This is a genomic window from Flavobacterium sp. GSP6 (genome assembly GCF_003984855.1).
Taxonomy (GTDB): Bacteria; Bacteroidota; Bacteroidia; order Flavobacteriales; family Flavobacteriaceae; genus Flavobacterium.
Window position 1 is genome coordinate 342,805 of sequence record NZ_RYDO01000002.1, and the last position, 24,284, is coordinate 367,088.

21 protein-coding genes and 4 tRNA genes are annotated in these 24,284 nt (G+C 35.4%); 23 read left to right on the forward strand and 2 right to left on the reverse strand.

Annotated features, from left to right (window positions below):
* Window positions 1–24: 24 nt before the first annotated feature.
* The 3 genes from EKM03_RS03470 (at window position 25) to EKM03_RS03480 (ending at window position 2,216) form a co-directional block, all read left to right on the forward strand.
* A complete protein-coding gene (locus EKM03_RS03470) occupies window positions 25–507 on the forward strand; it encodes a 3'-5' exonuclease (RefSeq protein ID WP_126739883.1) in 483 nt (160 codons plus the stop codon).
* Between the two features lie 120 nt (window positions 508–627).
* Window positions 628–1,899 (forward strand): DUF2851 family protein, encoded by a 1,272-nt coding sequence (locus EKM03_RS03475; RefSeq protein ID WP_126739884.1) that lies wholly within the window; start codon window positions 628–630, stop codon window positions 1,897–1,899.
* A gap of 89 nt (window positions 1,900–1,988) precedes the next feature.
* Window positions 1,989–2,216 carry a PspC domain-containing protein gene (locus tag EKM03_RS03480; protein WP_126451893.1) on the forward strand — a complete coding sequence of 76 codons (228 nt, stop codon included), beginning with the start codon at window positions 1,989–1,991 and terminating at the stop codon, window positions 2,214–2,216.
* 73 nt (window positions 2,217–2,289) lie between these two features.
* Here the strand turns inward: EKM03_RS03480 and EKM03_RS03485 are convergent, their stop codons facing one another.
* The gene (locus EKM03_RS03485) at window positions 2,290–3,768 is read right to left on the reverse strand and encodes an amino acid permease (RefSeq protein ID WP_126554471.1); all 1,479 of its coding nucleotides are present in this window, start codon (window positions 3,766–3,768) and stop codon (window positions 2,290–2,292) included.
* Between the two features lie 259 nt (window positions 3,769–4,027).
* On the opposite strand from EKM03_RS03485, the gene EKM03_RS03490 reads away from it, so the two are divergent.
* The 20 genes from EKM03_RS03490 (at window position 4,028) to EKM03_RS03585 (ending at window position 22,527) form a co-directional block, all read left to right on the forward strand.
* The gene (locus EKM03_RS03490; protein ID WP_126739885.1) at window positions 4,028–4,924 is read left to right on the forward strand and encodes a helix-hairpin-helix domain-containing protein; all 897 of its coding nucleotides are present in this window, start codon (window positions 4,028–4,030) and stop codon (window positions 4,922–4,924) included.
* A 165-nt stretch (window positions 4,925–5,089) separates the two neighbouring features.
* Window positions 5,090–6,259, forward strand: a complete 1,170-nt coding sequence (locus EKM03_RS03495) for an acyl-CoA dehydrogenase family protein (protein WP_126739886.1) — start codon at window positions 5,090–5,092, stop codon at window positions 6,257–6,259.
* A 322-nt stretch (window positions 6,260–6,581) separates the two neighbouring features.
* The gene (gene rpsU, locus EKM03_RS03500) at window positions 6,582–6,776 is read left to right on the forward strand and encodes a 30S ribosomal protein S21 (RefSeq protein WP_035670421.1); all 195 of its coding nucleotides are present in this window, start codon (window positions 6,582–6,584) and stop codon (window positions 6,774–6,776) included.
* Between the two features lie 68 nt (window positions 6,777–6,844).
* Window positions 6,845–7,741: a tyrosine-type recombinase/integrase gene (locus EKM03_RS03505; RefSeq protein ID WP_126568618.1), complete on the forward strand. Its 897-nt coding sequence runs from the start codon at window positions 6,845–6,847 to the stop codon at window positions 7,739–7,741.
* 31 nt (window positions 7,742–7,772) lie between these two features.
* Window positions 7,773–8,075 (forward strand): ribosome hibernation-promoting factor, HPF/YfiA family, encoded by a 303-nt coding sequence (hpf, locus tag EKM03_RS03510; protein ID WP_126455885.1) that lies wholly within the window; start codon window positions 7,773–7,775, stop codon window positions 8,073–8,075.
* A gap of 90 nt (window positions 8,076–8,165) precedes the next feature.
* Window positions 8,166–8,239: transfer RNA gene (locus EKM03_RS03515), tRNA-Thr, on the forward strand.
* A gap of 33 nt (window positions 8,240–8,272) precedes the next feature.
* Window positions 8,273–8,353, forward strand: a tRNA-Tyr gene (locus EKM03_RS03520).
* A gap of 51 nt (window positions 8,354–8,404) precedes the next feature.
* Window positions 8,405–8,476: transfer RNA gene (locus EKM03_RS03525), tRNA-Thr, on the forward strand.
* A gap of 53 nt (window positions 8,477–8,529) precedes the next feature.
* On the forward strand, window positions 8,530–9,717 hold the full coding sequence (gene tuf / locus EKM03_RS03530) for an elongation factor Tu (protein WP_126455883.1): 1,188 nt from the start codon (window positions 8,530–8,532) through the stop codon (window positions 9,715–9,717).
* A gap of 66 nt (window positions 9,718–9,783) precedes the next feature.
* Window positions 9,784–9,854 (forward strand) — tRNA-Trp (locus EKM03_RS03535).
* A 17-nt stretch (window positions 9,855–9,871) separates the two neighbouring features.
* Window positions 9,872–10,069: a preprotein translocase subunit SecE gene (gene secE / locus EKM03_RS03540; RefSeq protein ID WP_126455881.1), complete on the forward strand. Its 198-nt coding sequence runs from the start codon at window positions 9,872–9,874 to the stop codon at window positions 10,067–10,069.
* 10 nt (window positions 10,070–10,079) lie between these two features.
* Window positions 10,080–10,631 carry a transcription termination/antitermination protein NusG gene (gene nusG / locus EKM03_RS03545; RefSeq protein ID WP_126455879.1) on the forward strand — a complete coding sequence of 184 codons (552 nt, stop codon included), beginning with the start codon at window positions 10,080–10,082 and terminating at the stop codon, window positions 10,629–10,631.
* 65 nt (window positions 10,632–10,696) lie between these two features.
* The gene (gene rplK, locus EKM03_RS03550; RefSeq protein ID WP_126455877.1) at window positions 10,697–11,143 is read left to right on the forward strand and encodes a 50S ribosomal protein L11; all 447 of its coding nucleotides are present in this window, start codon (window positions 10,697–10,699) and stop codon (window positions 11,141–11,143) included.
* A 3-nt stretch (window positions 11,144–11,146) separates the two neighbouring features.
* The gene (gene rplA / locus EKM03_RS03555) at window positions 11,147–11,836 is read left to right on the forward strand and encodes a 50S ribosomal protein L1 (RefSeq protein WP_126455876.1); all 690 of its coding nucleotides are present in this window, start codon (window positions 11,147–11,149) and stop codon (window positions 11,834–11,836) included.
* 22 nt (window positions 11,837–11,858) lie between these two features.
* On the forward strand, window positions 11,859–12,371 hold the full coding sequence (gene rplJ / locus EKM03_RS03560; protein ID WP_126455874.1) for a 50S ribosomal protein L10: 513 nt from the start codon (window positions 11,859–11,861) through the stop codon (window positions 12,369–12,371).
* A gap of 92 nt (window positions 12,372–12,463) precedes the next feature.
* Complete coding sequence (gene rplL / locus EKM03_RS03565) at window positions 12,464–12,832, forward strand: 50S ribosomal protein L7/L12 (RefSeq protein WP_126455872.1); 369 nt, start codon at window positions 12,464–12,466, stop codon at window positions 12,830–12,832.
* A gap of 272 nt (window positions 12,833–13,104) precedes the next feature.
* The gene (rpoB, locus tag EKM03_RS03570; RefSeq protein ID WP_126463126.1) at window positions 13,105–16,917 is read left to right on the forward strand and encodes a DNA-directed RNA polymerase subunit beta; all 3,813 of its coding nucleotides are present in this window, start codon (window positions 13,105–13,107) and stop codon (window positions 16,915–16,917) included.
* A 325-nt stretch (window positions 16,918–17,242) separates the two neighbouring features.
* The gene (rpoC, locus tag EKM03_RS03575; RefSeq protein WP_126561660.1) at window positions 17,243–21,556 is read left to right on the forward strand and encodes a DNA-directed RNA polymerase subunit beta'; all 4,314 of its coding nucleotides are present in this window, start codon (window positions 17,243–17,245) and stop codon (window positions 21,554–21,556) included.
* Window positions 21,557–21,558: 2 nt separating this feature from the next.
* Entirely contained in the window at window positions 21,559–21,870 is a 312-nt protein-coding gene (locus tag EKM03_RS03580; RefSeq protein ID WP_126455867.1) for a DUF3467 domain-containing protein, read from the forward strand.
* A 291-nt stretch (window positions 21,871–22,161) separates the two neighbouring features.
* Window positions 22,162–22,527, forward strand: coding sequence for a hypothetical protein (locus EKM03_RS03585; RefSeq protein ID WP_126739887.1), 366 nt, complete (start codon window positions 22,162–22,164; stop codon window positions 22,525–22,527).
* 137 nt (window positions 22,528–22,664) lie between these two features.
* Here EKM03_RS03585 and EKM03_RS03590 read toward each other — a convergent pair whose 3' ends face one another.
* The gene (locus EKM03_RS03590) at window positions 22,665–24,254 is read right to left on the reverse strand and encodes a peptide chain release factor 3 (RefSeq protein ID WP_126463130.1); all 1,590 of its coding nucleotides are present in this window, start codon (window positions 24,252–24,254) and stop codon (window positions 22,665–22,667) included.
* Between the last annotated feature and the right edge of the window lie 30 nt (window positions 24,255–24,284).

Genomic DNA, 24,284 nt, shown 5'->3' on the forward strand with positions numbered 1-24,284 from the left:
GTTAACCCTAAATCTGAAATCAAATTGACCTTCACCGCTATAGACTTTGAAACAGCAACCGCATACCATCCGTGTTCTGTAGGAATTATAACCGTAGAAAATGGAATAATTACAGATGAGTTTGTTAGTTTAATCAAACCACCAAATAATTTATATTCTCCTTTTACCATTCAAGTGCATGGGATTTATCCGCGGGATACCATGAATGCTAAGTCATTTGCTCAGGTATATCCTGAAATTAAAAAACGGTTGCAAAACAGGATGGTTGTAGCTCACAATGAAAGTTTTGACCGGAATGTTTTGGCAAAATCAATGGCGCTTTATAATTTAGAGTATGCGGATTTGAATATTGCCGCTCGTTGGGAATGTACCGTAAAAATATACAAAGCCAAAGGATTGAAACCAACTAAATTGAGCGATTGTTGCCGGGAAATGAATATCGCTTTGAATCATCACGAAGCGTTATCTGATGCTCGGGCTTGTGCCAAATTGTATTTGTTGAAATAAAAACATCCTATTTTACTAAAATAGCATTCGGTATTTTAGGGAAATTTCTGATTTTTTTTGTTTTAGATAATTTGCTATTTCTTTTTTTACTACATTAGTCTTCAATCTAATATTTTCAATATGAAAGAAGATTTCCTCCATTACCTGTGGAAATTCAAGAAATTTGATACTTTGAATTTGAAAACTTTCAATGGAGAGGAAATCACAATTGTTACTGTGGGCCAATATCTTGAACTGGCCGGTCCTGATTTTTTTAATGCACAAATAACGATTGCAAATCAAAAATGGGCAGGAAATGTCGAAATTCATCTTAAATCGTCAGACTGGTATGTGCATCATCATGAACAGGATTCAGGATATGAAAACGTTATTTTACATGTGGTTTGGGAGCATGATACGGAAGTGTTTAGAAGCAATAACAGCGAAATTCCGGTTTTGGAACTTAAAAAATATGTGGATAAGGCCACCCTTGAAAATTACCAATCTTTAATGGCTCCCAAATCATGGATTTTTTGCGAAAAGCAAATTAATAAAATTGATGGATTTGTCTTTAAAAATTGGCAGGAACGTCTGTTTTTTGAACGTCTGGAAAGAAAAGCAAAATCTATATTTGATTTGTTAGAACAAACCAATCACGATTGGGAAGCAGTGTTGTTTTGCCTTTTGGCTAAAAATTTTGGATTAAATACCAATGGAGAACTCTTTTTTAAAATGGCACAAAACATTCCTTTTTCGGTGCTTAGAAAAGAAAGTTTTGAAATTGAGAATCTGGAAGCATTAATTTTTGGAACCGCAGGGTTATTGGATTCTGATAAGGAGGATATTTATTTCAAAGATTTAAAGTTTAGGTATTTTTACTTGATACATAAATACCAATTGGAGCAAGGTGGCCAGGCATCAGTCCAGTTTTTTAAGCATCGCCCGGATAATTTTCCTACGATACGTCTTTCTCAATTGGCAAATTTATACCACAGTCAGGTACATTTATTTTCAAAAATAAGTGTTTTGAATTCATTAAAAAGTAGTTACGACCTGTTTCAGGTTTCGACTTCTGAATATTGGTTGAATCATTACCAATTTGATAAAGAAAGTCCAAAGAAAAGGAAATCGCTTTCAAAATCTTTCATTGACTTGATCGTCATAAATACCATAATTCCGCTACAATTTGCTTTTGCTAAAAGTCAGGGAAAAGAAATTTCAGAGGATTTAATTCGTCTGTTAGAAGAAGTTTCTCCGGAGAAAAATGCCATTATAGATAAATTCAAGTCTTTTGGGGTTCTCGCTGCAAGTGCTTTTGATACCCAATCATTACTGCAATTAAAAATGGAGTATTGCAACGCAGGTAAATGCTTAGAATGTGCCGTGGGAATGGAATTGTTGAAAAAAAATTAATTCAATTATTTTTGGATTTGTTTACTGGAGAATGTTGTAAATTTGTTTTTTAAATATGCGATTGACGAATTTAATACACTAACTGAAAAATGTCAGCAGTAATTAAGCTTAAGTTCTTTTTTGAGAAACACGGTTTTCATGTTTCCTCCCGCTTAGCAGATACCTTAGGAATGCGTGCCAGTAGCGTCCGACTATTTTTTATTTACTTGTCATTTGTTACAGCTGGCTTGTGGTTTGCCGTGTATTTAACTTTGGCTTTTTGGATGCGGTTGAAAGATTTAATTCGTGCAAAACGCACTTCGGTTTTTGATTTGTAAAAAGAGTTAAATAAAAAAAGGGATTCTAAAATAGTTAAACTATTTTAGAATCCCTTTTTTGTATGCTGTAAATTTATTTATCCGGATTGTTTAGTTTACTTTTTTTCTTACCGTAGGCAAAATAGATAGCAACTCCAATAATCATCCAAATGGCAAGTCTTTCCCAACTTTCAATAGGTAATCCAGCCATCAAGATTAGACAGATGATAACTCCTAGAATTGGAAATACTGGTACAAATGGCACTCTAAAACCTCTTACTGCATCGGGATTAGTTTTTCTCATTACAACAACTCCAATACATACAAGAGCAAACGCAAATAATGTTCCTATACTTACCATATGACCTAAGTCTGACACAGGAACAAATCCTGCAAACATGCTAACAAAAACCATGAAAAGTAGGTTTGTTTTGTATGGTGTTCTATTTGTTGCATGTAATGTACTAAAAAATTTAGGTAATAATCCGTCAATACTCATACTGTAGAAAACCCTACTTTGCCCCATCAACATCACTAACATTACAGAGGTATATCCTGCAATAATCGCAATTGTTAATGCTGAATTTAAGAATGTATAACCTGTCTTAGCAAACGCTGTAGTGACAGGGCTTGCGTCACCTTTAAAGTTAAGGTAGTTTTCTAAACCAGTTAAAACAAAAGCAAATAGAACATATAAAACGGTACAAATTATGAGCGACCCTAATATACCAATTGGCATACCTTTCTGTGGATCTTTTGCCTCTTGTGCAGCTGTAGAAACAGCGTCAAATCCTATAAATGCAAAAAACACAACTCCTGCGCCTCTTAGAATACCACTCCAACCGTAATGACCAAAGTAATCGCTACTAAAGAAATTTAAAAATGTCATCTTTCCTGAGCTTAAAAGGGCTTCGCCTTCATTTACAGGGATAAATGGAGTATGATTCGCTCCGTCAATAAAACCCCATCCGATACCTATGAATACAATAACAACAGTTACTTTTAAAATAACCAAAATATTGTTTAATAAAGCTGATTCTTTTGTACCTCTAATCAATAGTAGAGAAAGGGCACATATAATTAATATGGCGGGTAAATTAATGAATCCTGGTTTCTCATCCCATGGTCCATGGAGTATCTCTTGGGGAATATTGAGTCCATAATTGGCGAGGAATTTATCTACGTATTGAGACCAACTCACTGCTACTGTTGCGGCTCCAAGAGCATATTCAAGCACTAAATCCCATCCAATAATCCAAGCAACAAATTCTCCCATTGTGGCATAAGAATAGGTGTAAGCACTTCCTGCTACTGGGATCATAGAGGCAAATTCAGCGTAGCACAATCCAGCAAAGGCACAGCCTATCCCTGCTAAGACGAAGGATAGCGTTACTGCGGGTCCTGCATTATCTGCGGCTGCGATTCCTGTTAAAGAAAATAATCCTGCTCCGATAATTGCTCCAACTCCTAGCGCTACTAATGAACGTGAAGACAAAGTTCTTTTTAATCCTTTTTCAGATTCTGATGCTTCATTTAGCAATACCGAAAGGGGTTTAGTTTTCCAAATTGACATGGGTTATATGGTTTTGTTTGTTATTAAGCTCCAAATGTATTGTTTTTTATAAAAAATAAAAACAATAATTGAATTTTAAGTTGTAAAAAATGATTTGTCGTCTTTTTTAATATTGATTCCCGGTGAAATTATTTTGTCAAATAGGCTTGTAGCGGGTATTAATTTGTTTTTGAAAAAAAATCTACAGAAAGCGAACGGTCTTGATTTAATTTATAAATTTAGAATTATTTTTAATGCTAGCAAATCGATACGTACCCCCATGAGTTTTAAAACGATTCTAACTTATTTTAAGTTCACTAAGGAGCAACGAACCGGTATTTTCTTTTTGTTTGTAATTAGTGTAGTCCTGCAGCTGGTTTATTTTTTTGTTGATTTTAGAGCGGTATCTAAAGTGTATCCTGAAAAACAAAAATGGCTTTCTCTTCAAACTGCAATGGATTCCCTTACTATGGAAGCTGCAAATAAAAAGCCCAATGTGTATCTTTTTAATCCCAATTTTATCACAGATTATAAAGGATATAGATTAGGAATGTCTCTTCAGGAAATTGATCGTTTGCTCGCTTATAGAAAACAAAACAAATATGTAAATTCTCCTGAGGAGTTTCAGAACGTGACTAAAGTTTCAGACTCATTGTTAAATGTGCTAGCGCCTTATTTTAAATTCCCGGATTGGGTGCTTGCTAAAAAACAGAAAACTAAATTTATTACATATAAAAAATATTCAAATCCAGCTTTCGCCAAAAAAGAAAAAATCCTAGTCATTGATATCAATAGGGCAACAAAAGAAGATTTGGTAAAAATTTATGGAATAGGTGAGGCCATTTCTATTCGCATTTTAAAACAAAAAGAAACGTTGGGCGGATTTGTTTCTATGGATCAAATGCAGGATATTTGGGGGTTGTCACCAGAAGTAATTGAGAATTTGAATACTCATTTTGAAGTTTTGGCGCTGCCTCAATTTAAAAAAATCAAGGTCAATACCGCTTCTTTAAAGGAGCTTTCTCAGTTTTATTATTTTAGGTATGCACTGGCCAGAGAAATTATAACTTATAGAAGCATGAAGGGGGATTTTAATAATATTGAGGATTTAATAAAAATTAAGGGATTTCCTGTTGATAAAGCAAAAATAATTGACTTATATTTGGACTTTAATTAGAAGTGTCAGATTTTAAGCCCCGGACAAGAGAATTGTATTGCCTTTTAAAATAGAGGTGTTACTTTTTTATTAGCGGATTATTTTTAATCGTTTAAAAACGAAATTTGAAATAGTACTGCTTTATTATGCTTCAATTAATACTATTTGTTAAGAAAAATATACTATATGAATTCAATTTATTTTACGGAAGAACACCATGCATTTAGAGAAAGTTTAAAAGATTTTCTGCAGAAAGAAGTTGTTCCGCATATCGAAAAGTGGGAAAAAACGGGTACAATAGAACGTTTTATTTGGGAAAAATTTGGCGAGATGGGGTACTTTGGTATTGCCTACCCAGAGGCTTATGGCGGTCTGAATCTCGATTTATTTTATACTGTTATTTTTCTCGAAGAATTGCAAAAAATTAAGTCATCAGGTTTTGCTGCTGCCATGTGGGCTCATGGGTATTTAGCGATGACCCATTTGAATGCTGAGGGTGACGAAAGGATAAAGCAAGATTACTTAGTGCCAAGTATCGCCGGAAAGAAAATAGGAGCTTTATGTATTTCAGAGCCTTTTGGGGGTAGTGATGTTGCGGGGATGCGCACTAATGCCGTAAAAAAAGGAGATAAATATATTATTAATGGTTCCAAAACATTTATTACAAACGGTGTTTATGCAGACTATTATATTGTTGCAGCAAAAACTAATCCTGAACTTGGAAACAAAGGGATTAGCATCTTTTTGATGGATACTGGTTTAAAAGGGATATCGGCTGTCAAACTAGATAAATTAGGTTGGAGAGCATCTGATACTGCTGAAATTGCCTTTGACAACGTAGAGATCCCAGCAGAAAACTTAATGGGTGAAGAGGGGAAAGGATTTCCTTACATCATGCAGCATTTTGCTTTGGAGCGTTTAATCATGGCGATAAATGCACATGCTAGAGCTGAATATGCAATAGATTATACAATAGATTATATGTCGCATAGAGAGGCATTTGGAAAAAAAATAAGTAAGTTTCAAGCACTAAGACATACGCTTGTTGAGTATGCAACAGAGGTAGAACACTGTAAGGTGTTTAACTATGCTGCTGTCGCTCGTTTAGACAAAGGGGAATACGTCGTAAAAGAGTCCACTATGGCTAAGCTGAAATCTACAAAAGTTGCAGATGATACTATTTATAGTTGTTTGCAAATGTTAGGTGGTTATGGGTATATGGAGGAGTATCCATTGGCACGTTTGTTTAGGGACAGTCGTTTAGGTCCAATAGGCGGAGGAACTTCAGAAATTCTTAAAGAGATTTTAGGAAAATTAATTATTGATAATCAAAATTATGTGCCAGCGGTAAAGTAGTTTAGACTTTGATTAGGTAGTTTCTGGAGCGAATAAGTTTTGCTTAACGGGATGCTTTAGATTCAATAAAGTAAGTATTTTATAAAAAGAAGAGTCAATTTGTGTATTGACTCTTTTTTTTATGTCAAGGATAGTACTGCGAATTTTACCCCGATACCTCGCAATGAATAAGATTATAGCGAATAGCTGGCAGCACATGATAGCCTATTCGTGAAACGGAATTGATATTTTGCAAACATGCTCAAATAAATTTACAATTAATGACTTCCAATTCAAAATAATGTTTACTTTTGCACACTTAAAGAAAGGGGGTGTCTATATTATGTTAATTATACCAATTAAAGACGGAGAAAATATCGATAGAGCATTAAAACGCTACAAAAGAAAATTTGATAAAACAGGAACTGTTCGTCAACTAAGAGCACGTACTGCTTTTATTAAGCCTTCAGTTACAAATAGAATCAAAATTCAAAAAGCGGCTTATATCCAAAATATGAGAGATAACTTAGAGAGTTAGTCAATATCTATTAAATAAAATACCGTTAGTCATCAAAATTGTATAACTTTGATGCTAACGGTTTTTTTATGACTACTAATAAAGATGCTTTTCGGGATTATCTACAGTTGGAGAAAAAATATTCTCCTCATACCTTAACGGCATATTGTGCGGATATTGCTTCTTTTGAATCATTCAACAAAATTCACTTTGAGGAGCAAGGCATAGAGCAGGCAGGGTATAGTCAAATCAGGAGTTGGATTATAGTACTTGTGGATGATGGGGTCTCGAATGGTTCTGTTAATAGAAAAATAGCGTCTTTAAAAGCATTTTACAAATTCCTGTTGAAAACAAAGCAAATTCGGGTTAGTCCATTGTCAGGGCATAAAGCATTGAAGGCTTCGAGGGTTTTGCAGGTTCCTTTTTCTGAAAAGGAAGTTTTGAATGTTTTAGATCAAATGCAAAATACAATTGGATTTGAAGAAGTGAGGAATAAACTCATAATCGATTTGTTGTATACTACCGGAATGCGACGCGCAGAGCTGATTCAGCTTCAAATAGCAAATATTGACTTATCCAATAGTACAATTAAAGTATTGGGCAAGCGAAGTAAAGAACGAATCCTTCCTGTTTTGCCGGTACTGGCGGCTCAGTTTTGTTTGTACCTAAAGGAAAGAGCTTTGTTGGTAATAGTCGCTGATAATGCTTATTTTTTTCTCACAAAAAAAGGATTAAAATTAAATGATTCTTTTGTGTATCGGCTAATAAATTCTTACTTTAGTGGTGTGTCTGAGAAAGTAAAAAAAAGTCCACATATCCTGCGGCATACTTTTGCAACACATCTATTAAATAATGGTGCGGATTTAAATTCAGTAAAGGAATTGTTAGGGCATTCTAGTTTGGCTTCAACTCAAATTTATACCCATAGCAGTTTGTCAGAAATTAAAAATATTTATAAAGAGGCGCATCCTCGAGGACGTAAATGATTCGTAAAATGTTTAACTAAAAAAAATGATTATGAAGGTAAGTGTTCATGCAGTTAACTTTACTGTTGACAAAAAGCTAGTAGATTTTGTTCAAGAAAGAATGGACAAGTTAGAAAAATATTATGACAAGGTGGTGTCCGCCGATGTTTTTTTGAAAGTGGAGAAGACTAGTGATAAAGAAAATAAAATTGCTGAGGTAAAAATGAATGTTCCTGGGGATGATTTTTTAGTTAAAAAGCAATGTAAAACTTTTGAAGAAGCCTTAGAACTTTCTGCTGAATCTTTAGAACGATTATTGGTAAAAAGGAAAGAAAAAATAAGTTCGCATATTTAATATGATTTTTTTTTAAAAAAAGTTTTGATTGAGAGATAAAATCTATACATTTGCAGTCCGTTAGAAATAGCGGACTTTTTTTATTGATTCGCCAGCGTAGCTCAGTTGGCTAGAGCAGCTGATTTGTAATCAGCAGGTCGTGGGTTCGAGTCCCTCCGCCGGCTCAAGACTGTAAAGGTCTGGCAATATAAAAAGTAGGGGAGATACTCAAGCGGCCAACGAGGGCAGACTGTAAATCTGCTGTGTAAACTTCGCAGGTTCGAATCCTGCTCTCCCCACGATGAAAGTTTTAAATTAATTTAAAATGCAACATTTAAAATTAATTCTCTGCCGGTGTAGCTCAGGGGTAGAGTGCTTCCTTGGTAAGGAAGAGGTCTCGGGTTCAATTCCCGACATTGGCTCAAGTAAGTAGGAAATAGAAATTAATATATAACAAGATTTAAAATTAAGTAAAATGGCAAAGGAAAATTTTAACCGTAACAAGCCCCATTTAAACATTGGAACAATTGGGCATGTGGATCACGGAAAAACGACATTAACTGCGGCAATTACAAAAGTATTGTCTGATGCAGGGTATTGTCAAGCAAAATCATTTGATCAAATTGATAATGCTCCAGAAGAAAAAGAAAGAGGTATTACAATTAATACATCTCACGTTGAGTATGAAACTGCTAATCGTCACTACGCTCACGTTGACTGTCCAGGTCACGCGGATTACGTAAAGAACATGGTTACAGGTGCTGCTCAAATGGATGGTGCTATTCTTGTTGTAGCTGCTACTGATGGGCCAATGCCACAAACACGTGAGCATATCCTTTTAGGTCGCCAGGTAGGTATTCCTAGAATGGTTGTATTCATGAATAAAGTGGATATGGTTGATGATGAGGAATTACTTGAATTAGTTGAGATGGAAATCAGAGACTTGTTATCTTTCTATGAATATGATGGAGATAATGGTCCTGTTGTTCAGGGTTCAGCTTTAGGTGGATTGAATAATGATCCAGCTTGGGTACCAAAAATTCTTGAATTGATGGCAGCTGTAGATTCTTGGATCGAAGAGCCGGTAAGAGATGTTGCAAAACCTTTCTTGATGCCTGTTGAAGATGTGTTCTCAATCACTGGTCGTGGAACTGTTGCTACAGGTCGTATCGAAACAGGTGTTGCTAATACAGGAGATCCAGTTGAAATCATTGGTATGGGAGCTGAAAAATTGACTTCTACTATTACAGGAGTTGAGATGTTCCGTAAAATCCTTGATAGAGGTGAAGCTGGAGACAACGTAGGTATTCTTTTAAGAGGTATTCAAAAAGAAGACATCAAAAGAGGAATGGTTATCTGTAAGCCAGGTTCAGTTAAACCACATGCTACTTTTAAAGCTGAGGTTTATATCTTGAAAAAAGAAGAAGGTGGTCGTCACACACCATTTCACAATAACTACCGTCCACAGTTTTATGTACGTACAACGGATGTAACAGGGATCATTACTTTGCCTACAGGTGTAGAAATGGTTATGCCTGGGGATAACTTAACTATTGATGTTGTGTTGCTTAGTGCAATTGCATTAAGTGTTGGTTTACGTTTTGCTATCCGTGAAGGTGGTAGAACTGTAGGTGCAGGTCAGGTAACTGAAATTGTAGCATAATCCAAATAGGATAAAAAAGTATAAAGCCAGTAACTCCGTAAAGTTGTTACTGGCTTTTATTAACGAACGGGCGTAGTTCAAGGGTAGAATAGCGGTCTCCAAAACCGTTGATGGGGGTTCGAATCCCTCCGCCCGTGCAAAAAAATAAATCATAATGACAAAAGTTGTTAATTACATATCAGAGGCATTTGAGGAATTAAAGTCAAATGTAACTTGGCCGGTTTGGGCTGAGGTTCAGCGTCTAACGATTGTTGTGGCTGTTTTTTCAGTATTATTCGCTTTGGCAACTTGGGGAGTAGATGAAATTTTCGCAAAAGCTTTGGCTGGTTTTTTTAACTGGATAAAAGCATAATTTTTTTGTTATGGCAGATAATAATATTAAAAAGTGGTATGTCGTTAGGGCGGTAAGTGGTCAAGAAAATAAAGTGAAAGCTTATATCGAAACCGAAATCGCACGACTTGGGATGGGTGATTATGTGTCACAGGTTTTGGTTCCTACTGAAAAAGTAGTTACTGTAAAAGAGGGAAAAAAGATAATTAAAGATAAGGTTTATTTTCCAGGATACGTCATGATAGAGGCTAATCTGATTGGTGAAATACCTCATATTATTAAATCAATAACAAGTGTTATTGGTTTTTTAGGAGAGATTAAAGGAGGGGAACCTGTTCCTTTGAGAATTTCCGAAGTGAATCGAATGTTAGGTAAAGTAGATGAATTAGCGGTTAATACCGATACACGTTCTATTCCTTTCAATATTGGTGAGACGATTAAGGTTGTTGATGGTCCTTTTAATGGTTTTAACGGAACTGTGGAGAAAATTAATGAAGAAAAGCGTAAACTGGAAGTAATGGTGAAAATTTTCGGAAGAAAAACACCATTAGAATTGAGTTTTATGCAAGTTGAAAAAGTATAATTTTGTTACATCTATAATATCCATTGCAATCGCTTCCAAAGATTGTAGTGTTAAATTTTTAAAAAATGGCTAAAGAAATTAGTAAAGTAGTTAAACTACAAGTTAAGGGAGGTGCTGCGAATCCATCGCCACCGGTTGGACCTGCTTTAGGTGCTGCTGGTGTTAATATCATGGAGTTCTGTAAGCAATTTAATGCAAGAACTCAAGATAAAGCCGGCAAAGTTTGCCCTGTGCAAATTACAGTGTATAAAGACAAATCTTTTGATTTTGTTGTAAAAACACCACCTGCTGCTGTCCAATTATTGGAAGCTGCAAAGCTAAAATCTGGTTCAGGTGAACCTAATCGTAAAAAAGTAGCTAACGTTACTTGGGACGTAATTAGAACAATCGCCGAAGATAAAATGGTGGATTTGAATGCATTTACTATCGAATCTGCTATGAGCATGATCGCAGGAACGGCTAGATCTATGGGTATAACTGTAACTGGAGATTCTCCTCTAAAACAAGGGTAAGACATGGCAAAATTGACAAAAAAGCAAAAAGAGGCTGCTTCAAAAATTGAAAAGAACAAATTATATTCTCTTAAAGATGCTGCGGCATTAATAAAAGTTGTTGCTTCTGCAAAATTTGATGAGTCTATTGATATCGCAGTTCGTTTGGGTGTAGATCCAAGAAAAGCGAATCAAATGGTAAGAGGTGTAGTAACATTGCCTCATGGTACTGGTAAAGATGTTAAAGTATTAGCATTGGTTACTCCGGACAAAGAAGCGGAAGCTTTGGCAGCTGGTGCTGACTATGTAGGTCTTGATGACTATTTACAAAAGATAAAAGACGGTTGGACAGATGTTGATGTAATTATCACAATGCCTTCTGTTATGGGTAAATTAGGTCCATTAGGTCGTATTTTAGGACCTAGAGGTTTAATGCCTAATCCTAAAACAGGTACTGTAACTATGGATGTTGCAAAAGCTGTTCAAGAGGTAAAAGCTGGTAAAATTGACTTTAAAGTTGACAAAACTGGTATAGTGCATGCAGGAATTGGTAAAGTCTCTTTTGGAGCTGAACAAATTGTTGACAATGCTCACGAAATTATTCAAACATTAATCAAACTTAAACCAACTGCGGCTAAAGGAACTTACATCAAAAGTATTTACCTAACTAGCACTATGAGTCCTGCAATTGCATTGGATCCTAAGGCAGTATAATTGGTAGTTAAAAATTTTTAGTATGACTAGAGAAGAAAAATCAATCGCGATTGAAGTTTTAACTGCACAGTTAGCTGGTACAAATATTATTTATGTATCTGATATTTCTGGAATGAATGCAGAAGCAACTACGAACTTAAGAAGAGCTTGTTATAAAGCAGGTATAAAATTAGAAGTAGTTAAAAATACATTGCTTGCAAAAGCAATGGAAGCATCAGCTAATGATTATGGAGATTTACCTTCAGTTTTGACTGGTAATAGTGCTATATTCATTTCTGAGATAGCAAACGCTCCGGGTAAGATAATAAAAGATTTCAGAAAAAAATCAGCTAAACCGGTATTAAAGGGAGCTTATATCAACTCTGAAATTTATATTGGAGACGATCAATTAGATGCATTAGCAACTATTAAATCTAAAGAAGAGCTTATCGGCGAACTTATTGGATTATTGCAGTCACCAGCACAAAGAGTTATTTCTGCTCTTCAAAACCAATTTGCCAAAAGCGAAGAGGCAACAGAGGAAGTGGAGGCATAATGAAAGAAGAGTTTTACTCTAATTTTATTACATAAAACGCGCACAATAAATAAATTATATTTTTTACAAATCATTTTAAAACGATAGAAAAAATGGCAGATTTGAAACAATTCGCAGAACAATTGGTTAACCTAACGGTAAAAGAAGTTAACGAATTAGCAACAATATTAAAAGATGAGTACGGAATCGAACCAGCTGCTGCAGCTGTAGTAGTTTCAGGTGGTGGCGAAGCTGCTGCTGAAGATGTTCAAACAGAATTTACAGTGGTTTTGAAAGCAGCAGGTGCTTCTAAATTAGCAGTTGTAAAATTAGTTAAAGAACTTACTGGTTTAGGTTTGAAAGAAGCTAAAGATGTAGTAGACAGCGCACCAAGCAATGTTAAAGAAGGTGTGACTAAAGATGAAGCAGAAGCGCTTAAAAAATCTTTGGAAGAAGCTGGAGCTGAGGTTGAACTTAAATAGTTCACTCTAGTTTTGAAAATAAGGTTTAGGTCTTGGAGTCATCCAAAGACCTAAACCATTTTTCGTATAACAAAAGGCTACGTTGTATTAGTACATACTAGTCTTTTAAAATAGATTCATTTTATCCATTACGAGGAAAAAAAATTAACAGATAATAAGAAAGTAGTTATCTTAAATTGGTTTTTAAAGATGTAATGGTTTAAAAAAAAAGGTATAAATAAATTACTATTTATACAAAAAAATTACTTTTCTAATCAAAATTTTGTCCATTGATGATAACAAATCAAACTGAAAGATTGAATTTTGCCTCTACAAAAAATATTCCTGATTATCCAGATTTTCTAGATGTTCAGGTTAAATCGTTTAAGGATTTTTTTCAATTAGAAACTAAATCTGACGAAAGAGGCGACGAAGGGCTTTACAATACCTTCATGGAAAACTTCCCAATTACTGATACAAGAAATAACTTTGTATTAGAATTCCTTGATTATTTTGTAGATCCGCCACGTTACACAATTCAAGAATGTATAGAAAGAGGTCTTACGCATAGTGTACCCCTAAAAGCTAGGTTAAAACTATATTGTACAGATCCAGAACATGAAGATTTTGAGACTATTGTTCAGGATGTTTATCTTGGGACAATTCCATATATGACGCCAAGCGGTACTTTTGTTATTAATGGTGCTGAGCGTGTAGTTGTTTCTCAATTACACCGTTCTCCTGGTGTTTTCTTCGGGCAGTCATTTCATGCAAATGGAACAAAATTGTACTCTGCCAGAGTAATTCCTTTTAAGGGTTCTTGGATAGAATTTTCTACAGATATAAACAGCGTAATGTATGCTTATATTGACAGAAAGAAAAAATTACCTGTTACGACTTTATTCCGTGCAATTGGATTCGAAAGAGATAAGGATATCCTAGAGATTTTCGATCTTGCTGAGGAAATTAAAGTTTCTAAAACAGGACTTAAAAAATATATCGGCAGAAAATTAGCTGCTCGTGTATTGAATACATGGCATGAAGATTTTGTAGATGAGGATACTGGTGAAGTAGTTTCTATCGAACGTAACGAAATAATTCTTGATAGAGACACTATTATCGACAAAGATAATGTGGAAGAAATCATTGATTCTAACGTTAAATCTATTTTGCTTCACAAAGAAGATGCTAATCAAGGAGATTATGCGATTATTCATAACACGTTGCAAAAAGATCCAACAAACTCTGAAAAAGAGGCTGTTGAGCATATCTATAGACAATTGCGTAATGCTGAACCGCCTGATGAAGAAACGGCTCGTGGTATTATCGATAAATTATTCTTTTCTGATCAACGGTACAACTTAGGTGAAGTAGGTCGTTATAGAATAAATAAAAAATTAGGGTTGGATACTCCAATGGAAAAGCAAGTCTTGACCAAAGAAGATATCATAACGATTGTTAAATATTTGATTGAATTAATTAACTCTAAAGCAGAGATTGATGATATTGATCACTTATCAAACCGTCGTGTACGAACAGTTGGAGAACAAATGTCACAACAGTTTGGTGTTGGTTTGGCGCGTATGGCCAGAACCATTAGAGAGCGAATGAACGTTAGGGATAACGAGGTGTTTACACCGATAGATTTGATTAATGCTAAAACATTATCCTCTGTTATCAACTCTTTCTTTGGTACAAACCAGTTGTCTCAGTTTATGGATCAAACGAATCCATTAGCCGAGATTACGCACAAAAGAAGATTATCTGCACTTGGACCAGGTGGACTTTCGAGAGAAAGAGCCGGATTTGAGGTACGTGATGTTCACTATACGCATTACGGACGTTTATGTCCAATTGAAACTCCTGAGGGACCAAACATTGGTTTGATATCTTCTCTTGGTGTTTATGCTAAAGTAAACGGAATGGGTTTCATTGAGACTCCATACCGTAAAGTAACTAACGGAGTCGTAGATCTAGTGTCTACTCCTGTTTACTTGAGTGCAGAAGAAGAAGAAGGAATGATGATTGCTCAGGCAAACATAGAAATGGATGCAGTAGGTAAGATTATCGCTGAAAATGTAATTGCCCGTCAGGAAGGTGATTTTCCAGTAATTGAGCCTTCAAAAGTGGATTATACGGATGTTGCTCCAAATCAAATTGCTTCTATTTCAGCCTCTTTGATTCCTTTCTTAGAACATGATGATGCGAATAGAGCCTTGATGGGATCTAACATGATGCGTCAGGCCGTACCATTAATTCGTCCTGAAGCTCCTATTGTTGGAACTGGTTTAGAGCGTCAGGTTGCTTCGGATTCCAGAGTTTTAATTAACGCTGAAGGAGATGGAACTGTTGAATATGTGGATGCTAATATTATCACAATCAAATACGATCGTTCTGAAGAAGAAAGAATGGTGAGTTTTGAGTCAGATGAGAAAACATACAATCTAATTAAATTTAGAAAAACCAATCAAGGTACTAGTATCAACTTGAAACCTATCGTAAGAAGGGGCGACAGAGTTGTTCTTGGTCAAGTATTGTCAGAAGGTTATGCCACTCAAAATGGAGAACTTGCTTTAGGTCGTAACCTAAAAGTAGCGTTTATGCCATGGAAAGGGTACAACTTTGAGGATGCGATTGTAATTTCTGAAAAAGTAGTTCGTGACGATATTTTTACCTCTATTCACGTGGATGATTATTCATTAGAAGTTAGAGATACTAAATTAGGTAACGAAGAATTGACGAACGATATACCGAACGTTTCTGAAGAAGCTACTAAAGATTTAGATGAAAATGGTATGATCAGAATTGGAGCCGAGGTTAAACCTGGTGACATTCTTATCGGAAAAATTACTCCAAAAGGAGAATCAGATCCTACTCCGGAAGAGAAATTGCTTCGTGCAATCTTTGGGGATAAAGCAGGGGATGTAAAAGATGCTTCATTAAAAGCCTCTCCTTCTTTACATGGTGTTGTTTTAGACAAAAAACTGTTTGCAAGAGCAGTAAAAGATAAACGTAAACGTACGCAAGATAAAGATGCTTTAGGAGCACTTGAAATGGAGTTTGAAGTTAAATTTGTTGAATTAAAAGACAAATTAGTGGAAAAACTTTTCTTGATCGTAAACGGAAAAACATCTCAAGGGGTAATGAATGATTTGGGTGAAGAAGTTTTACCAAAAGGTAAAAAATACACTCAAAAAATGCTTTATGCTGTTGAAGATTTTGCTCACTTAAGTAAAGGTCAATGGGTTGCTGATGATGCAACTAATAAAATGGTAAATGATTTAATTCATAACTATAAAATTAAATTGAACGATTTACAAGGGGCTTTGCGTAGAGAGAAATTCACTATCACTGTTGGAGATGAATTGCCAGCAGGAATCTTGAAACTAGCAAAAGTATATATTGCCAAAAAACGTAAGTTGAAAGTTGGGGATAAAATGGCGGGACGTCACGGTAACAAAGGTATTGTTGCTCGTATCGTTCGTCATGAAGATATGCCTTTCCTTGAAGACGGAACGCCTGTTGATATCGTGTTGAACCCACTTGGTGTACCTTCACGTATGAACATTGGTCAAATTTATGAAACAGTTCTTGGTTGGGCGGGACAAAACTTGGGTAGAAAATTTGCTACACCAATTTTTGACGGAGCAACCCTTGATCAAATCAATGAATTGACTGATGAAGCTGGAATACCACGTTTTGGACATACATATTTATATGATGGTGGTACAGGAGAACGTTTCCATCAAGCTGCAACAGTAGGAGTTATCTACATGTTGAAACTTGGACACATGGTTGACGATAAAATGCACGCACGTTCTATAGGTCCGTACTCATTGATTACGCAACAACCACTTGGAGGTAAAGCTCAATTTGGAGGACAGCGTTTTGGAGAGATGGAAGTTTGGGCACTTGAGGCTTATGGAGCATCAAGTACACTTAGAGAAATCTTGACTGTGAAGTCTGATGATGTTATCGGTAGAGCAAAAACGTATGAAGCAATCGTAAAAGGTGAATCTATGCCAGAACCAGGATTACCGGAATCATTCAATGTATTGATGCATGAATTGAAAGGTCTTGGACTTGACATTCGTCTAGAAGAATAGAAGTTTAGTATTCAGTGTTCAGTATTTAGTAATCAGTGATAAACTGAACGCTAAATTCTGAATACTGAACACTTTTTTAAAAGAGTTTTTAGGATTTATACCCGTAACCCGTTCCGATTTTTTATTTAAACCCAATTGGTTTTATAAATAGCACTTCAAAATTTTTATTTGAAGTTTAGAGAAGTAATTCGAGGTAATGTTTAAGTCTAAAGTTTGAAAGTCTAAAGTCTAAAGTCATCCGTGGCTTTAAAAACTTTATGACATTTGACTTTAAGACTGAAATAAAATTAATTTTTTAATTGCAAATAAATCAATAGTAAAAACTATGATGAATAATAGAAATAATAACAATAAAGATAAAAACCCTGTAAAAAGGTTTAATAAAATCTCCATAGGACTTGCTTCTCCTGAATCGATCTTGAAAGAATCAAGAGGTGAAGTATTGAAACCTGAAACTATCAATTATAGAACGCACAAACCGGAGCGTGATGGTCTTTTCTGTGAACGTATTTTTGGACCAGTAAAAGATTTTGAATGTGCTTGTGGTAAGTATAAAAGAATTCGCTACAAAGGAATCATCTGTGACCGTTGTGGTGTAGAAGTAACGGAGAAAAAAGTACGTAGAGACAGAGTAGGTCACATCAATCTGGTTGTGCCTATTGCTCATATCTGGTATTTCCGTTCTCTTCCAAACAAAATTGGTTATATCCTTGGACTTCCATCTAAGAAATTAGATATGATTATTTACTACGAAAGATACGTAGTAATCCAAGCAGGTATCGCTAAAAATGCAGAAGGTGAATCAGTACAAAGATTAGACTTTTTGACAGAAGAAGAATATTTAAATATTTTAGATACGCTTCCTGCTGACAACCAATATCTTGATGATTTTGATCCTAATAAATTTGTTGCCAAAATGGGAGCAGAATGTATTATGGACTTATTGGCAAGAATTGATTTAGATCAATTGTCTTACCAATTAAGACACAATGCTAACAATGAAACGTCTAAACAACGTAAAACGGAAGCATTAAAAAGATTACAAGTTGTGGAATCTTTCCGTGAGTCTAACTTGAACCGTGAGAACCGTCCGGAATGGATGATTATGAAAGTGGTACCCGTTATTCCACCAGAATTACGTCCGCTTGTGCCACTTGATGGAGGTCGTTTTGCAACTTCAGATTTGAATGATTTATACCGTCGTGTAATTATACGTAACAACCGTTTGAAAAGATTAATGGAGATTAAAGCTCCAGAAGTTATTTTAAGAAACGAGAAACGTATGTTGCAGGAATCGGTAGATTCACTTTTTGACAATACGCGTAAAGCATCTGCAGTAAAAACAGAATCAAACCGTCCATTGAAATCACTTTCGGATTCCCTAAAAGGAAAACAAGGTCGTTTCCGTCAAAACTTACTAGGTAAACGTGTGGATTATTCTGCTCGTTCGGTAATTGTTGTTGGACCAGAATTGAAATTGTCTGAATGTGGTATCCCTAAAGATATGGCAGCTGAATTATACAAACCTTTCGTTATCCGTAAATTGATAGAAAGAGGAATTGTAAAAACGGTTAAATCAGCTAAGAAAATAATAGATAAGAAAGAGCCTGTAGTTTGGGATATCCTTGAAAATGTGATCAAAGGGCACCCAATATTACTGAATCGTGCTCCTACTTTGCACCGTTTAGGTATCCAAGCATTCCAACCAAAATTAATTGAAGGAAAAGCAATCCAATTGCACCCTTTAGTATGTACTGCATTTAATGCGGATTTTGATGGGGATCAAATGGCAGTTCACTTGCCATTAGGACCTGAAGCTATTTTGGAAGCGCAACTATTAATGTTGGGTTCTCACAATATCTTGAATCCTGCAAATGGTGCTCCAATTACGGTACCTTCTCAGGATATGGTTTTGGGTCTGTATTATATGACCAAAGAACGTTTATCTACTCCTGAGCTTAAAATTTTAGGTGAAGGGATCACTTTTTATTCTGCGGAAGAAGTAAATATTGCTTTGAATGAAGGCAGATTAGAATTGAATGCTTCAGTGAAAATTAGAGCAAAACATTTTAATGAAGCAGGAGAATTAGTTTTCCAAATTATTAAAACTACTGCAGGCCGTGTATTATTTAATGAAGTAGTACCAGAAGCTGCAGGATATATCAATGATGTATTGACTAAGAAAAACCTTAGAGATATTATCGGACACGTTTTAAGCGCTACCGATGTACCTACAACTGCGGTCTTCTTAGATAATATGAAAGACATGGGATACAAATTTGCCTTCAAAGGTGGTTTGTCATTCTCTCTTGGTGATATTAGAATTCCGGATCAAAAACCTAAATTAATTGCAGATGCCAGAGAACAAGTTCAAGGTATTTCTGCTAATTATAATATGGGTTTGATTACTAATAACGAACGGTACAACCAAGTTATTGATGTATGGACTTCTGCGAATGCACAATTGACAGAGCTTGCAATGAAAAACATTAGAGAAGACCAACAAGGTTTCAACTCGGTGTATATGATGCTTGATTCTGGAGCAAGGGGTTCCAAAGAACAAATTCGTCAGTTAACCGGTATGCGTGGTTTGATGGCTAAGCCAAAAAAATCTACTGCTGGTGGTGGTGAAATTATTGAAAACCCTATTCTTTCTAACTTTAAAGAAGGTCTTTCTATCCTTGAGTATTTTATTTCTACTCACGGTGCGCGTAAAGGTCTTGCGGATACGGCTTTGAAAACAGCCGATGCAGGATATTTAACAAGAAGATTGCATGATGTATCCCAAGATGTTATTGTAAACATCGAAGACTGTGGTACATTAAGAGGTGTTGAAGTTTCAGCATTGAAGAAAAATGAAGAAATTGTAGAATCACTTGGAGAAAGAATTTTAGGGCGTGTCGCTTTACAAGACTTAATCAACCCTTTGACCAGTGAGATTTTAGTTCATTCTGGGGAGCAAATCACAGAGGTTATCATGAAAGCAATTGATGCTTCTCCTATCGAGAAAGTAGAAGTGCGTTCTCCGTTAACTTGTGAAGCACTAAAAGGTATTTGTGCCAAATGTTACGGTAGAAATCTTGCTACCGGAAAAATGACACAAAGAGGGGAAGCTGTTGGTGTAATTGCAGCACAATCTATTGGAGAACCTGGAACACAGTTAACATTACGTACTTTCCACGTTGGAGGGGTTGCGGGTGGTATTTCTGAAGAGTCTAGTATCGTTACTAAATTTAACGGTAAACTGGAAATTGAAGATTTAAAAACTGTTAAAGGAGAAGATAGTGAAGGTAATGCAGTGGATATTGTAGTATCTCGTTCTTCTGAATTGAAATTAATCGATGAAAGAACAGGTATTTTATTAAGTACAAATAATATTCCTTACGGTTCAAGTATTTTCGTTAAAGACGGCCAGTCTGTTGTTAAAGGAGATGTGATCTGTAAATGGGATCCTTATAATGGGGTTATCGTATCTGAGTTTACCGGTAAGATTGCTTATGAAGAATTAGAGCAAGGTCAATCATTCATGGTTGAAATTGATGAGCAAACTGGTTTCCAAGAAAAGGTAATTTCTGAATCCAGAGCTAAAAAATTAATTCCTACTTTATTGGTTTACGGTAAAGACAATGAATTGATTCGTTCGTATAACTTACCTGTTGGAGCCCACTTGATGGTTGAAAATGGTGAAAAAATTAAAGCCGGTAAAGTGTTGGTGAAAATTCCGCGTCGTTCTTCTAAATCAGGAGATATTACAGGAGGTTTGCCTAGAATTACTGAGTTGTTAGAAGCTCGTAATCCTTCAAACCCAGCAGTTGTTTCTGAAATTGATGGTGTTGTTTCTTTTGGAAAAATCAAAAGAGGAAACCGTGAGGTAGTTATCGAATCTAAATTTGGTGACATTAGAAAATACTTGGTTAAATTATCAAGCCAAATTCTAGTTCAGGAAAATGACTTTGTAAGAGCAGGTGTACCGTTGTCAGATGGTGCTATTACTCCGGATGATATTTTAAGAATCCAAGGGCCAGCCGCTGTTCAACAGTATTTGGTTAACGAAATTCAAGAAGTATACCGTTTGCAAGGGGTGAAAATTAACGACAAGCACTTTGAAGTAGTAATACGTCAGATGATGCGTAAGGTAAGAGTGCAAGATCCAGGTGACACGTTGTTCTTAGAAGATCAATTAATTCATACAAAAGACTTTATCTTTCAAAATGATAAATTATATGGTATGAAAGTCGTGGAAGATGCTGGCGATTCTGGCGCTTTGAAAGAAGGACAAATTATTACGCCTCGTGAGTTGCGCGATGAAAATTCTCTTTTGAAACGTACCGATAAAAATCTTGTTGTGGCTCGTGATGTCGTTACTGCAACTGCAACACCAGTCTTACAAGGTATTACAAGAGCCTCTCTTCAAACCAAATCATTTATATCAGCGGCTTCTTTCCAAGAAACGACTAAAGTATTGAACGAAGCTGCTGTTGCAGGTAAAATCGATTACTTAGAAGGATTGAAAGAAAATGTAATTGTTGGACATAGAATCCCTGCCGGAACGGGTATGAGAGAATATGACAATACAATTGTAGGTTCAAAAGAAGATTACAACGATATGATGGCTAATAAAGAAGAATATATTTATTAAGTATGAGTAATTCAAATCAACAACAAGAACAAATCAACATTGAGTTGGATGAGAAAATTGCCGAAGGAATTTATTCCAATTTGGCTATAATCAATCATTCGTCTTCTGAATTTGTTTTAGATTTTGTAAGCATCATGCCCGGCATACCTAAGGCTAAGGTAAAAGCAAGAATTGTCTTGACACCACAGCATGCTAAAAGATTGTTGAAAGCAATCGGAGAAAACATTCATCGTTTTGAAGTCGCTCATGGCGAAATAAAAGATACTGAACAAGCCCCGATTCCGCTTAATTTTGGTCCTGCGGGACAAGCATAATATCTTTAAAGGCTCCAGAAATGGAGCCTTTTTTATTTAAGGCTATTTTCTCAGTCTAGAATTATTGATTTCATTTCTGATTCGTGGTGTTAATTAGCTGTTTTTGTATGTAGGTTTTATGAATAAATTAGTATATCCAACCATCAAATCTTTGTTATACAGAACCTATTTGTACTTTGAACGGGTATAATGGCACTTCATCGAAAATATTTCCGACTCATTTATAAATGATATACTTTCGTGTTCGAGATGGAAAAAACACATTCTGTCTATTGTAAAATTGTAAGAGATATGAACTATTTATCTTTAAAAACAACTAAAAATGCAGGAAGTAATCGTTTCCTTTTACTTGTTTTTATTCTAGTAACAAATATTTCTGTTTTTGCACAAACTGAGAAAAATTTAGTTGATGTGAATACAGTAGTAGTTGGTACAACTACAAAACAAGAGAATGTTTCAACAGTTTCTGCTTCAAATTCTAACAGTATGCATTTTATATTGTGGTTTATGGGTTCAAAACAAGATCCTAATAGCACAATTTCTATAGAAGGAATAAACGCTAAAAAACAAATAATCACATCAGGAGTTGCTCCAAATAGGCTGCTAATCAAGGCTTTCTTGAAAAAAGTGGTAAATTTAGAAAACATGATTGCTTGAGTATAATGCGATTTTAAAACATAAAAAAAACGCTAATTTCTAAAATTAGCGTTTTTTTATGCCTTTATTTTTTATGTCTGTGCTATTCAAGACCACCATTTAATTCCAGTAGGCAGGTGTTTACTTTATATTAAGAATTACTCAAATTCAGAAGTAAAGAATAACTTAACATTTGGATATTTATTTTGTGTCATTTGAATTGTGAAATCAGAATCAGCCAGAAATACTAATTGTCCGTATTTATCATGTGCCAAGAATTTTTGTTTGATTCTTCTGAATTCTTTGAACTCTTCGCTTTTTGGATCGTTTGGTTTTACCCAACATGCTTTGTGTACGGGGAAATTTTCATAGGTACATTTTGCTCCATATTCGTGTTCTAAACGGTATTGGATCACCTCGTATTGTAGGGCTCCAACCGTTCCAATGATTTTTCTGTTGTTCATTTCCAAAGTAAATAACTGCGCCACACCTTCATCCATTAACTGATCGATTCCTTTGTCCAGTTGTTTGGCTTTCATAGGATCAGCATTATTAATATATCGGAAATGTTCCGGGGAGAAACTCGGTATTCCTTTGAAACTCATAATTTCTCCTTCGGTCAATGTATCTCCAATTTTGAAATTTCCTGTATCATGTAAGCCAACAATATCACCTGGATAGGAAATGTCTACAATTTCTTTCTTTTCGGCAAAAAAAGCATTTGGACTCGAAAATTTTAAGTTTTTCTTCTGACGCACGTGGTAATACGGTTTGTTTCTTTCGAAAGTTCCGGATACTATTTTTATAAAGGCCAGACGATCTCTGTGTTTTGGATCCATATTGGCATGGATTTTAAACACAAATCCTGTCATTTTTTCCTCTTTGGGATCTACTAATCGGGTTTCCGAATCTTTTGGTCTTGGTGATGGGGCAATTTGAACAAAACAGTCCAATAATTCTCTAACTCCAAAATTATTCAATGCCGAACCAAAAAATACAGGTTGTAGTTTTCCGTCTAAATAATCCTGACGATCAAATTTAGGATAAACTTCATCAATCAACTCTAGTTCTTCCCGCAAGCTGTCAGCTGGTTTTTGACCGATAATTTTCTCTAATTCCGGATTTTTAACATCGGAAAAAGCAATTGTTTCTTCAATATTTTTACGGCTGTCACCGCTAAATAAGTTGATGTTTTGTTCCCAAAGGTTGTAGATTCCTTGAAAATCATAGCCCATTCCTATTGGGAAACTTAATGGCGTAACTGTTAAACCTAGCTTTTGTTCCACTTCATCCATCAAGTCAAAAGCGTCTTTTCCTTCTCGGTCTAATTTATTGATGAATACGATAATTGGAATTTTTCGCATTCTACAAACGGCCACTAATTTCTCTGTTTGTTCTTCAACACCTTTGGCAACATCAATTACAACAATAACGCTGTCAACAGCTGTTAAGGTTCTAAAAGTGTCCTCCGCAAAATCCTTGTGACCTGGCGTATCGAGAATGTTTATCTTTTTGTCTTTATAATTGAAAGCCAAAACCGAAGTAGAAACCGAAATTCCTCTCTGGCGTTCAATTTCCATAAAGTCACTGGTAGCTCCTTTTTTGATTTTATTGTTTTTTACAGCACCAGCCTCTTGAATCGCACCACCAAAAAGGAGGAGTTTTTCTGTAAGTGTTGTTTTTCCGGCATCAGGATGTGAGATAATCCCAAAAGTTCTTCTGCGTTGTATTTCTTCTAAAAAGCCCATATTTATATCAATAGTGTGCAAAAGTACTAT